At 71.6% G+C, this 11,883-nt stretch carries 8 protein-coding genes and 1 tRNA gene; 2 read left to right on the top strand and 7 right to left on the bottom strand.

Annotation, left to right across the window (positions count from 1 at the left end):
* Nucleotides 1–45: 45 nt before the first annotated feature.
* Both MQP27_RS47360 and MQP27_RS47355 read right to left on the bottom strand, forming a co-directional pair.
* Nucleotides 46–969, bottom strand: a complete 924-nt coding sequence (locus tag MQP27_RS47360; protein ID WP_242777595.1) for an NAD-dependent epimerase/dehydratase family protein — start codon at nucleotides 967–969, stop codon at nucleotides 46–48.
* 31 nt (nucleotides 970–1,000) lie between these two features.
* On the bottom strand, nucleotides 1,001–1,933 hold the full coding sequence (locus MQP27_RS47355; RefSeq protein ID WP_242777593.1) for a ScbA/BarX family gamma-butyrolactone biosynthesis protein: 933 nt from the start codon (nucleotides 1,931–1,933) through the stop codon (nucleotides 1,001–1,003).
* 483 nt (nucleotides 1,934–2,416) lie between these two features.
* Between MQP27_RS47355 and MQP27_RS47350 the strand changes: the two genes are divergently transcribed.
* Nucleotides 2,417–3,169, top strand: a complete 753-nt coding sequence (locus MQP27_RS47350) for a response regulator transcription factor (protein WP_242777591.1) — start codon at nucleotides 2,417–2,419, stop codon at nucleotides 3,167–3,169.
* 112 nt (nucleotides 3,170–3,281) lie between these two features.
* Entirely contained in the window at nucleotides 3,282–3,992 is a 711-nt protein-coding gene (locus MQP27_RS47345) for a ScbR family autoregulator-binding transcription factor (RefSeq protein WP_242777589.1), read from the top strand.
* 133 nt (nucleotides 3,993–4,125) lie between these two features.
* On the opposite strand, the gene MQP27_RS47340 is transcribed toward MQP27_RS47345, so the two are convergent.
* From MQP27_RS47340 to tmk, 5 genes are all read right to left on the bottom strand, one after another.
* On the bottom strand, nucleotides 4,126–4,737 hold the full coding sequence (locus tag MQP27_RS47340; protein WP_242777587.1) for a TetR family transcriptional regulator: 612 nt from the start codon (nucleotides 4,735–4,737) through the stop codon (nucleotides 4,126–4,128).
* 314 nt (nucleotides 4,738–5,051) lie between these two features.
* A tRNA-Thr gene (locus MQP27_RS47335) sits at nucleotides 5,052–5,128 on the bottom strand.
* Between the two features lie 109 nt (nucleotides 5,129–5,237).
* Nucleotides 5,238–6,821, bottom strand: a complete 1,584-nt coding sequence (locus tag MQP27_RS47330; RefSeq protein ID WP_242777585.1) for an alpha/beta hydrolase — start codon at nucleotides 6,819–6,821, stop codon at nucleotides 5,238–5,240.
* Between the two features lie 88 nt (nucleotides 6,822–6,909).
* Nucleotides 6,910–8,115: a DNA polymerase III subunit delta' gene (locus MQP27_RS47325; protein ID WP_242777583.1), complete on the bottom strand. Its 1,206-nt coding sequence runs from the start codon at nucleotides 8,113–8,115 to the stop codon at nucleotides 6,910–6,912.
* A 304-nt stretch (nucleotides 8,116–8,419) separates the two neighbouring features.
* The gene (tmk, locus tag MQP27_RS47320) at nucleotides 8,420–11,731 is read right to left on the bottom strand and encodes a dTMP kinase (RefSeq protein WP_242777582.1); all 3,312 of its coding nucleotides are present in this window, start codon (nucleotides 11,729–11,731) and stop codon (nucleotides 8,420–8,422) included.
* Nucleotides 11,732–11,883 lie beyond the last annotated feature (152 nt).

Raw genomic sequence — 11,883 nt, 5'->3', positions numbered from 1 at the left:
CGATGAACTACTCCTCGATTTCCGGCATGTGTGGGGAACGGCCCTTCAGGCAGCCGTCAGGGTCTTGCGGTACCAGTGCGCGGCGCCCTGGAACCCGTCGTCGAAACCGGCCCCTGGATCAAGGCCCAGGTCGGACCAGAGCGGCTCACTGCCGAAGAAGTGATCGGTCGTCAGCATGTCGAGCGCGGAGGGCGGTTGGCCGTGCGCCGCGAGGATCGTGCGGGCCCGCTCGACCGTGAGCTCCCGGTCCGGCCAGGGAGTCGCCGTGCACTCGGCGACGGCCCGCAGGACGGTGTCCGCCCTGACCGGTACCGGGTGGGCGGCGTGATAGACCGGCGCGGTCAGCGCGGAGCGGGGTGCGAGGGCGGTGGCCACCAGGAGCCGGGCCAGGTCCCGTACCGCGATGACCGACATGAGGGACGGCCAGCCGGCCACCGTGCCCGGCAGGGTGCGCAGGATCCGGATCAGCCCGGGGCCCACCCAGGTGTCGCCCTCCCCGTAGACCAGATGGGGCCGCAGGACGGTGCCGCCGACCGAGAGGACGGCGTCCTCGGCGACGGCCCGGGTGCGGGACGTGGGGGATCCGGGATTACGGCTCAGCTCCTCCGGTCGGCCACCGCGGAAGACTCCGCGGCCGTAGACGGAGGCGGTACTGAGGTACACGATGCGGGAGACCCCCGCGCGGCGCGCCTCCGCCACGAGGGCGGTCGTACCAAGGGCGTTGACGGCCTCGTTGGCCTCGACGGTCCCGCCGATCTGTGAGGCGCAGTGGATCACGACGTCGACGCCGTCGCACACACCCCGCAGGCTCGCGGGGTCGGCCAGATCGCCGTGGACGACACGGCGGCCGGAGTCCGGCCCGGTCCGGCGGCGCGCCATGACCCGCAGGCCGATCTGCCGCTGCTCCGCCTCGCGGACCACATGGCCGCCCACGAAACCGGACGCGCCAGTGATCATGATGGTAGGCACTTCGCTACCCTCCCCCCGTCAGGTGAGCCGCTCAGCGTGTGCGAGGGCTCAATATCATTTCGGCGCAGAAGACGGCCTCCCCCTGCTGTGTGCCGCGCACCTGCACCATGACCTCGCCCGTGTCGCCGAGCCGCTCGGGGCGGGCCTCGATCCAGCACGGGGCGTCGAACTCGGCATAGCGCATGAAGTCGCTCTTCAGTTCGAGCAGAAGAGCGTCCGGCATCCCCGTCGAGACATGGGCGGCCTGCCGGGCGGCCTCCAGCAGCACCATCCCGGGAACGTGGTCCACCGGGTGGTCGAAGTAGGTCGGATGAGCGGTGTCGACCCGCAGCTCCCAACGGTTCACGGTGCCCGGCTCCGGCTCGGCGAGGACGACGTGCCGGGTGCTGGTGTGACCCACGGCGGCCGGGTCGATCGCCGGCAGCGGCGTGCGGTCGGTCGTGGTGGGACGTCCGCCGCGCAGCCGGCTGTGGACGCCGGGACTCATGCAACGGAAGCCGGCTCCGGCGGTGGCCAGCGCCTTTCCGCCACGGAGCACGGTGACGCCGTACCGCATCCCGCAGAGGGAGCGGCCCCGGCGGACGATGTCGCAGCAGACCGTGCGCAGTTCGACCTCGGTGGGGACCGCGTCCGCGACCAGGAGCTCGGGCGCGGCGGCGAAGGAGATGTCCTCCATCAGGAACTGGTAGCCGAAGGGCACCCCGAACTCGGCGTGGGCCAGCAGGGAGCCGACCTGGCGGACGGACTCGACCACCAGCATCGGGTCCTGGTAGCCGCCCTCCCGGGCGAAGAGCGAGTGGCTCCGCGGCCACTGGGCTCTGACTATGAAGCCCTCCTGGCCCTCGGGGCCCTGGAGTTCCTCGGCTTCCCAGCCGGTGAGGAGGACTTCGGAGACGGCGGCGCGATGGACGTACTCGCGCGGCACCGTGGCGGTCAGTCGCGGCAGAGTCTTCAGGTCCCGCATGTGCAGCACTCCTGTCGGTTTCCGGGCAGGGGGCAGCACGCCGGACATCGGCACTCCCCCTTGGCCGATCTCTTGGACTCCAAGATACAGACAGGTCAGTTCGTTTTTTCAAGTAAAGATTTGATCCCGTAACCGGAAGCGACCCTTCAGCGGCGGCCAGTAGCGGAGATTTCACCTGGTTCGACCGCCCGGTCCACCAAAACAGGCAACCCAGTACGGTAGTGATGGAACTCCGCCACTGACGCCACTCGCCCGCGCGGACGCGATCCACCACGCCTGACCTCGACAGAAGCCCGGAAACACCGCACCACCACAGGTCGGGAGGCACCTGATGGACCCCGGATCGGAACCACAGGGATGGGTTAATCATGGTTGACAATCAGACAAGTCTGTTTGGTATCTTCGCCGTTGTGAGCGTTCAGCAGTCTGTTCCGCAGTCTGTGAGGACTCTGTGATGACGAGGCTTGTGACTCAGGAGGGGCAATGAATCTGCAGGCCACGGATGTACTCGACGCAACATCGGAGCACCACCGGCCACACCGGCCCGCGATCCCCGCGAGCCGGGAAGGCGCACTGCGGGTACTGGTCGTGGAGAACGACGCACCGGCCGCCGACACGCTCCTCAAGGGCCTGCTGCGCCAGGGCTATGTCGCCCACAGCGTAGGCACCGGGGCCCAGGCGCTACGGACACATCACGACGCCGACCTGGTACTGCTCGACCTCGACCTCCCCGACCTGGACGGCCTCGAGGTGTGCCGCGGCATCCGGGCGGTGAGCAACACCCCGATCATCACGGTCACCGCACGCGGCTCCGAGCTCGACCGGGTGCTCGGCCTCCAGGCCGGCTCCGACGACTACCTGGTCAAGCCGTACGGCTTCCGTGAGCTGCTGGCCCGGATGGACGCGGTGATGCGGCGCGTGCGCTCGCAGCAGAGCGCCACCGCGCGGATCATCGACCACGGGCCGCTGCGCATCGACGCGGCCGCCCGGGTGGCCACGCTGGACGGTGAGCCGCTGGACCTGACCCGCAAGGAGTTCGACCTGCTGTACCTGCTGGCCTCGCAGCCCGACACCGTCGTCCCGCGGCGCCAGATCATGGCCCAGGTCTGGGACGACGCGTGGTCCCCGCACGGCCGCACCGTCGACACCCACGTCAGCACCCTGCGCGGCAAGCTCGGCGCGAGCGGATGGATCACCACCGTCCGGGGCATCGGCTTCCGGCTCGGCCGCCCGTAGACCCCCGAGCCCGCGACCGAAATCGTCATCTTGTCGCTGACAACATCCCTCACGGCCGCCAAAACACGATACAATACAGACTGGTCTGTTAATTCATCGTGAGGATCCGGCAATGGCACAACAGGAACGCGGAAAGCGATCGCGGCAGTCGATCCTCGAGGCTGCTGCCCAGGTGTTCGACGAGTTCGGCTACGACGCCGCGAGCACCAACGACATCCTGGCCAGGACCGGCCTCACCCGCGGTTCGCTGTACCACCACTTCCCCTCCAAGGAAGCCATCGCGCTCGCCCTGGTGGCAGCGCACGCCGAGGCGCTGACGATCCCCGACCAGCCCGTGAAGCTCCAGGCCGTCATCGACCTGACCATGGAGTTCGCCAGGCGACTCCAGACGGACCCGGTCCTGCGCGCCAGCGTGCGGCTCACCGTCGAGCAGACGTCCTTCTCCGCCCCTCCCGAGACCGCCTACGAGCAGTCCAGCCTGGCCATTCTCGGCCTGCTGGAGGAGGCCGGGGAGCGGGGCGAGATCCTGCCGGGCGTGGATGCGCGCGAGGCCGCCTCGACCATCGTCGGCGCCTTCACCGGCCTCCAGATCATGTCCCAGGCGTACACCAAGCGTGTCGACCTGCCGGAACGGCTCAGCGCGTTCTGGCGCTTCATGCTGCCGGGCCTGGCCATCCCCGGCCTGATCGGCCGCCTGCGCACTACGCCGCCGCCGGTCGCCGCGGGAGGCGCGGTCACTGCGGGAGGCGCGGGCGCCGCGGGAGGCGCGGGCGCAGCGGGAGGCACGGTCGCAGCCGCAGGTTCGGGCGTCGCCGGAAGCTGAGATCCATCCGGAGCCCGTTCGGCACGTAAGACCGAGCCCACATCGCAGGTCGGCATCCCGAGCTGCCGACCAGAGCCGAAAACCCGCCCCCTCCCTTCCTCTCCCCTCCCCCTCCTTCACCCGCCGGCGACGCTCAGCCCCGCTCCCGCTCCTGTTCCCGCCCCTGCTCCCACTCCCGCTCTCCTCCCTCCGGGCTGTAGAGCGGACGCAGCAGCCCCCACAGCCGCCGTGCGGTCTCGGCGTCCCACCACACGCCGTTGCTGTATCCCAGCGACTCCAGCCCGGCGGCCACCACGACGGCCAGATCGGCCAGATCGGCCAGCTTCTGCGCCGGTCGTACGGTGTCTCGATGCGCGTCGGAGATGCGCTGGCGAACCAGCTTCAGCAGATCGTCACGCAGCCGCGGCGGCCCCGCCGAACCGTCGGCCGCGAGCCGCATCCCCGCCCGGACGACCTCCTCCGTGCGCAGGGACTCGCCCAGAGCCGCAAGGAAACGCTCCGGAGCGTCCGCCGCCGGGCCCTCGAACGCCTCTTCCGTCAGTACGACGACCCGGCTGCGCGCCTGCTTGTACACGGCGGCGACCAGTGCCGCGGTGGAGGGGAAGTGATGGTAGAGAGCGCCTCGGCTCACGCCCGCCCGGTGACAGATGTTGACCAGGCCCGCGTCGGAGAGCTGGCCGTTCGCGATCAGCTCCGCCGTGGCACGGACGAGAGTCTGACGGGTGGTCTCGGACCGCGTCTGCATCAGGCTGCACCCGCCTACTCTTCCTCAAAGAACGAATAAATCAGGAAAAAACGACACACCGGCAAAACGGCAAACCAAGGACACCCCCAAGGGCGTCGAAAGCCGACACCCAGCGGCGAACACAAATCATACAACCATGCCTGTTTCAGAGGCAGCCCTCACGCGACAGCTCCTCCAAAGAGCCACCACGAGCCCCTACGATTCCCCACTCGCCCAGCGACCCGGACCAGATAAACCAGACCGATCTGTATGTTGACGACCGACCCCCGAACGCAAAGAAACCGCAGATCAGATTCCTGACCTGCGGTTTCCCGTGGAGCCGCCTTCGGGATTCGAACCCGAGACCTACGCATTACGAGTGCGTTGCTCTGGCCATCTGAGCTAAGGCGGCGCGCTGTCGGCACTCATGGTGCGTTCGGCGACGTCGGAAAGTCTACACAGTTTCCGGGGGTGCTCCGAACCAGCCCCGGAGGAGCGGACTCCGGGGCCTGTCGCACGGGCTACAAGCAGCGCTTTCCCTTAGCCGGCGGGGTTCCGCGGAGCAGATACGTGTCGATCGTCGCGTCGATGCAGTCACTGCCCCGGCCATACGCCGTGTGCCCGTCGCCCTCGTACGTGAGCAGCCGCCCCGAGGACAGCTGGCGGGACAGGGACTGGGCCCAGTGGTACGGCGTCGCCGGGTCGCGGGTCGTGCCCACGACCACGATCGGGGCCGCGCCCTTCGCCACGATCCGGTGCGGTTCACCCGTCGGCTTCACCGGCCAGTACGCGCAGTTCAGGGACGCCCACGCGAGGCCCTCGCCGAAGACCGGGGACGCCTTCTCGAAGGAGGGGAGCGCCTTCTCCACCTGGTCGACGGAGGAGAAGGCCGTGGGCAGGTCGAGGCAGTTCACCGCCGCGTTGGCGAACATGAGGTTCGAGTAACGGCCGTCGGCGTCCCGCTCGTAGTAGCTGTCGGACAGGACCAGCAGACCCGCGCCGTCGTTCTCCTTCATCGCCGAGGTCAGTGCCTCGCGCAACTGCGCCCACGAGCCCTCGTCGTACATCGCCGCGATCACGCCGGTGGTGGCGAGAGCCTCGCCGAGCTTGCGGCCGTCGGCGTCGCCCGTGGCGATGGGGTGCGCGTCGAGCTTCTTGAAGAAGGCGCTGAGGTTCCTGCCGACCTGAGTGGGGGTGGTGCCCTTGTGGCCGAGCGGGCAGTCCGGCTGCCGTACGCAGTCCTTCGCGAAGGACTGGAAGGCGGTTTCGAAGCCGGCCGTCTGGTCCAGGTTCAGGCGGCGCGCGGGCAGGGAGGGGTCCATCGCGCCGTCCAGCACCAGCCGGCCCACCCGCTCCGGGAACAGTCCGGCGTACGTCGCCCCGAGGAACGTCCCGTACGACGCCCCCACGTACGTCAGCTTCCGGTCCCCCAGCGCCGCCCGCAGGATGTCCATGTCCCGGGCCGCCTCGACGGTGGACACATGCCGCAGCAGACCCGCCGAGCGTGCCCCGCAGCCCTCCGCGAACTTCTTGTAGGCGTCGACGAGTTCGTCGGTCTCCTTCTTGTCGTCGGGTGTCGTGTCCGTCTGCGTGTACGCGTCCATCTGCCGCCCGCTGAGGCACTCGACCGGCTCACTGCGGGCGACCCCGCGCGGGTCGACCGCCACCATGTCGTACCGGGCGCGGACCTCCGCCGGGTAGCCGATACCGGCGTACTGCTGCAGGTAGCCGATCGCCGAGCCGCCCGGCCCGCCCGGGTTCACCAGCAGCGACCCGAGCGGCCTGCCCTTGCCGGTGGCCTTCTTCCGCGCGACGGCCAGTCGTACGTCCCCGGCGTCCGGCTTGGCGTAGTCGAGCGGCGCCTTCATCGTGGCGCATTCGAAGCCGGGGACACCGCAGGTGCGCCAGCTCAGCTTCTGTCCGTAGTACGGCGCCAGGGCGGACGGCGTCGACTGCGGCAGCGCGGCCAGCGCCGCCTCGGCCGCACCGCTCGCGTCGCTCGCCGAGCCGGAGGAGGAGCAGGCCGAGACGAGCAGGGCGGCGGTGGCGAGGAGGGTGGCGACGGTTCGGGACCGGCCGGGACGGTAGCTGCGCCTGGTGTGCATCAGGCGAGCGTAACTCTGCGCAGTGGATTGAATGCCGTACGTGCATGTCGTTGCCCGTACGAGTTACATGGTCAACCTCCGTTGATCGTCAGCCCGCTCTGAGGGCCATCGTCATCGCCTCCACCGCGAGCAGCGGGGCCACGTTGCGGTCGAGGGCCTCGCGGCACGCGCCGATGGCCTCGATGCGGCGGAGGGTGGACTCGGGGGAGCTGCCCCGGGCGAGGCGTTCCAGGGTGTCCTCCGCGTCCGCGTTGGCGAGGGCGATGCGGGAGCCGAGCTGGAGGGCGAGGACGTCGCGGTAGAAGCCGGTGAGGTCGGTCAGGGCGAGGTCGAGGCTGTCGCGCTGGGTGCGCGTGCGGCGCCGCTTCTGCTTGTCCTCCAGGTCCTTCATCACGCCCGCCGTGCCGCGCGGCATCCGGCCGCCCTGGACCGCGCCCAGTGCCGCCTTCAGCTCCTCGGTCTCCTTGCCGTCCATCTCCTCGGCGAGCTGCTTGGCGTCCTCGGCGGCGGCGTCGACGAGTTCCTGGGCGGCCTTCAGCGCACCGCCGATCTCCTCGACCCGCAGCGGCAGCTTCAGCACGGCGGCGCGGCGCTCGCGCGCGGCCGGGTCGGTGGCCAGCCGGCGGGCGCGGTCGACGTGCCCCTGCGTGGCGCGGGCCGCCGCGGCGGCCACGGCCGGCTCGATGCCTTCCCGCCGTACGAGCATGTCGGCGACGGCGTCCACGGAGGGGGTCAGCAGGTTCAGGTGGCGGCAGCGGGAGCGGATCGTGGGCAGCACGTCCTCGATGGACGGCGCGCACAGCAGCCAGACCGTGCGGGGCGCGGGCTCCTCCACCGCCTTCAGGACGGCGTTGGCCGACTTCTCGTTCAGCCGCTCGGCGTCCTCGACGAGGATGATCTGCCAACGGCCGTTCGCCGGTGACGTGAAGGACTTCCGTACGGTGTCCCGCATGTCGTCGGCGAGGATCTGCGTGCCGACGGCGGCGACGGTGGTGACGTCGGCGTGCGTGCCGACGAGAGCCGTGTGACAGCCGTCGCAGAAGCCGCAGCCGGGTGATCCGCCGAGGGCGCGGTCCGGCGACACGCACTGCAGGGCGGCGGCGAAGGCCCGTGCCGTCTGGGTCCGTCCGGAACCGGGAGGGCCGGTGAACAGCCAGGCGTGCGTCATCTTCGAAGCCTCGGGCGGCGGCGCGTCTGCGGCGGCCGCGGTGACGAGCGCGTCGGCGTCCCGAGCGGCCGCGTCAAGCTGCCCGGCCACCTTCTCCTGGCCGACGAGATCGTCCCAGACGGTCATACGTCATCCCGCCCCTTCGTCATGATTCGCGTTGCGGGATCCATTGTGCGGGGTGCCACTGACAACGGACCGCGGGCTGCTGCCGCGCATGCGCCCTCGCCGAAGCCGCAGGCAGCCTCCGCCGCATGCGCCGGTCACCGCAGCCGCAGACAGCCGCACCCGCATGCGCCGTCGCCGTAGCCGTAGCCGTAGCCGCGGGCAGCCGTGCCGCTCGGGCGGCACGGGTGGGCGCGGCGGCACCCCGCAAGCGCGGGTGCGCGAAACACCCCCGGCCGGCTCCACGCCGACCAGCACCCGGCCGGCCTCAGCGCCCCCGACCCCTGCGCCGCCCCCGCCCCGCATCGTCGTCGTACTCGTCCCGGGGTCCGAGCAACTCGTCCGCCAGCGACGGCAGATCGTCCAGCGGCGTCTCCTCGGCCCAGTCCGACCGCGCCCGTCGCCGAGGCGCACCCTCAGCGTCGACCTGGGGCATCTCCCGCGTACGGTCCTCGCCCCGATCCGCCGGCGCACCGCCCTGCTCGTCCCGGAAGTACCCCGGCGGCACCCGATCGGCGGGCCCCTCTCCTCGCACCGGCGGCAACACCGCCGTCTCGTCCGCCGCACCCGGCACCACCGGCGGCAGCACGGCCGTCTCGTCAGCGGCACCCGGCACGGGAGGCAGTACCGACGTCTCGTCCTCCGCCCCCGACGGCACCGGCGGCAACACCGCCGTCTCGTCCGCCGCCCCCGCAGGAGCCGGCGGCTGCGGCAGCTTCGCCGTCACCTCGGACTCGGACTCACCTTCGGACCGCGCGCCACCCGCACCACGAGTGTCATCCGCACCACGAGTGTCATTCGCACCACGTGCGTCGTCCGCATCGCGAGCCTCACCGTCCCGCACCGGCCGCAGCACAGCCGTCTCCTCGATCGGCCCGCCCGACGCGTTCGTCGGTGTCACCACCGGCGTGGGCACGGTGGACGCCTCCGGGGGAACCGCCGGTGCCGTCGGCTGCTGCGGGCCCGCCTCCGCCGCGGCGGCCGCCTGTTCGGCGAGGCGTCGGGCCTCCTCCGCCCGCAGCAAGGCCTCCTCCGCCTTGCGCTGCTTCTCCAGCCGCCGCGCCTCGGCCTCGGCGTGCAGCCGGGCCTCCTCCTCGGCCTGCCTGCGCCGCCGCTCCTCCTCGGCCTTGCGGCGGGCCTCCTCCTCGGCGCGTGCCTGCTCCTCGGCGAGCAGCCGCTGCCGCTCCTCCTCGGCACGCCGGTGCGCTTCCTCGGCCCGCTGCCGGGCCTCCTCCGCCTGCCGCTCGGCCTCGCGCCGCTGCGCCTCCTCCAGCTCGCGCCGCTTGCGCTCCTCCTCCTCGGCGCGCAGCTTGGCGAGCTGCTCCTGGCGCTCGCGCTCCAGCCGCTCCTCCTCGGCCTTGCGCGCGGCCTCCTCCTCCGCCTTGCGGCGGGCCTCCTCCTCGGCCTTCTTCCGCGCCTCCTCCTGAGCCTTGATCTCGGCCTCGGAGAGCGGCAGCAGCTGGTCGAGACGGTGGCGTACGACGGTGGTGACGGCCTCGGGCTCCTGGCCCGCGTCCACCACCAGGTACCGCCCGGGGTCGGCCGCGGCCAGCGTGAGGAAACCGGAGCGCACGCGCGCGTGGAACTCGGCGGGCTCGGACTCCAGCCGGTCCGGCGCCTCGGTGAACCGCTCGCGGGCGATCTCCGGGGAGACGTCCAGCAGGACGGTCAGGTGGGGGACCAGGCCGTTCGTGGCCCAGCGGTTGATGCGGGCGATCTCCGTCGGGGACAGGTCGCGGCCCGCTCCCTGGTAGGCCACGGAGGAGTCGATGTAGCGGTCGGAGATGACCACGGCGCCGCGCTCCAGCGCGGGCCGGACCACGGTGTCCACGTGCTCCGCGCGGTCCGCCGCGTACAGCAGCGCCTCCGCCCGGTGGGACAGCCCGGCGCTCGACACGTCCAGCAGGATCGACCGCAGCCGCTTGCCGACCGGTGTCGCGCCCGGCTCGCGCGTGACGACGACCTCGTGGCCCTTGGCCCGGATCCACTCGGCGAGCGCCTCGGCCTGGGTGGACTTGCCGGCGCCGTCGCCGCCCTCCAGGGCGATGAAGAAACCGTTCGCGGCGGGCGCGGTCACCGGGTCGTCGCCGCCGAGCAGCGCGTCCCGCAGGTCGTGCCGCAGCGGCACCCCCGAGCGGTCGTCGACCTTGGCCAGCACGAGCGCGGCCACCGGCAGCAGCAGCGCGCCGACCAGCATCAGGGTGAAGGCGGCGCCGCCGTGCGCGAAGACGAACCTGCCGTTCTCCAGGCGGTGCGGGCCGATCCCCGCGGCGACGACCGGCGCGATCACGGCGCCGAGCGCCACGGAGACCCGTACCACCGCGTGCAGGTGTTCCGTGGTGCGTGTGCGCCGGTACTCCTCGGCTTCCTGGTCGAGCAGTGTGTGCCCGGTGTTGGCGGCCACGCCCGCGCCGACGCCGGCCAGCGCGACGATCAGCAGCACGGTGGTGACGTCCGGGACGAGGCCGGCGGCCAGCAGCGCGAGTCCGGTGAAGGCGATCGCGAGCGCGAGCAGGCGGCGCCGCGACAGCGACACCAGCACCTTGGGCGCCGTACGGATGCCGACGACGACCGCGCCGGTCAGCGCGAGCACCAGGAGCCCGTACAGGACCGGGCCGCCGCCCAGGTCCGTGGCGTGCAGCACGGCCACGGCGACCGCGGCCGAGACCGCTCCCGCGACGGCCGCGCAGGCGAGGACGAGCAGCGGGATCGCGCCGGTACGGCCCTTGTCGACGCCCGCGCCCGTCTTGGGGCGGCGCAGCCCTTCGAGCGGCGAACGCGCGCGTGGCGTGCGCGTCTCGGGCAGTTCCAGGAAGGTGACGACGGAGAGGGAGGCGGCGAACAGGCCGGCCGCCACGTACGACGCGAGGGCCGCCTGGTGCTGCTCGAACCAGTCGATCCCGGTGCCCAGAAGGTTGTTGAGCAGCCCGGCGGCGACGAGCGCGGCGGCCGCGAGGGGGATCGCCACGAAGGACGTACGCAGCGACAGGCGGCGCAAGGCGTCCATGTGGTCCGGCAACGGCCGTACCGTCGCGCCCTCCAGGGGCGGGGCCGGCAGCAGCGCGGGCGCGGCGCTCTCGCGGGCCACCGTCCAGAAGCGCTCGGCGACTCCGGTGACGAAGGCGGTGACCAGGAGGACCGCCAGTGCGTCGTCCGGCGTCCAGTCGATCCACAGCGGGGCGACGATGAGCGCGAGCACCCTGATGCCGTCGGCGCCGACCATGGTCCAGCGGCGGTCGAGGGGGCCGTCCTGCGAAGTGAGCGAAGTCAGCGGCCCCAGGAGTACGGCTCCGAAGAGCAGCGTCGCCAGGATGCGCACTCCGAAAACGGTCGCCACTGCGAACGCCACGCCGCGGTAGTCGCCGCCGAAGGAGCCTTCGCTGATCGCCGCCTGGAGTGCGAGGAGCACCAGTACGAAGAGGGTGAGGGCGTCCCCGACCGAGCCCGTGAGGTGGGCGCTCCACAGCCGCCTCAGCTGCGGCTGGCGCAGAAGGGCGCGGACGGCGCGCTCGCGGGAGTCCGCGACAAGTGCGTCGTCGGGGGCCGGGTGGTGGGCCGTTGGCTGCTCGGCTCGCGTCATGCTTTCAGCCTATCGGGACGGACTGACAGCCCGCGGCACGCGTCCGAACGTGCGCACGCCCCGACACCAAAGCGATATCGGGGCGTTCGTTTCGCGAAGTCTCCGTGGGGTTTCGCGACCTCCACGTGGAGTTCGCGACGTCTCCGTGGAGG

This window comes from Streptomyces cylindrosporus (genome assembly GCF_022698165.1).
Taxonomy (GTDB): domain Bacteria; phylum Actinomycetota; class Actinomycetes; order Streptomycetales; family Streptomycetaceae; genus Streptomyces; species Streptomyces cylindrosporus.
This window is presented reverse-complemented; position numbering and strand designations above follow the sequence as displayed.

Excerpts from the sequence above, each read along its gene's own strand:
- MQP27_RS47345 (WP_242777589.1), top strand. The coding sequence starts at position 3,282 with ATGGCACAACAGGAACGCGGAAAGCGATCGCGGCAGTCGATCCTCGAG.
- MQP27_RS47330 (WP_242777585.1), bottom strand. The coding sequence starts at position 6,821 with ATGCACACCAGGCGCAGCTACCGTCCCGGCCGGTCCCGAACCGTCGCC.
- MQP27_RS47340 (WP_242777587.1), bottom strand. The coding sequence starts at position 4,737 with ATGCAGACGCGGTCCGAGACCACCCGTCAGACTCTCGTCCGTGCCACG.
- MQP27_RS47350 (WP_242777591.1), top strand. The coding sequence starts at position 2,417 with ATGAATCTGCAGGCCACGGATGTACTCGACGCAACATCGGAGCACCAC.
- MQP27_RS47325 (WP_242777583.1), bottom strand. The coding sequence starts at position 8,115 with ATGACCGTCTGGGACGATCTCGTCGGCCAGGAGAAGGTGGCCGGGCAG.
- MQP27_RS47355 (WP_242777593.1), bottom strand. The coding sequence starts at position 1,933 with ATGCGGGACCTGAAGACTCTGCCGCGACTGACCGCCACGGTGCCGCGC.
- tmk (WP_242777582.1), bottom strand. The coding sequence starts at position 11,731 with ATGACGCGAGCCGAGCAGCCAACGGCCCACCACCCGGCCCCCGACGAC.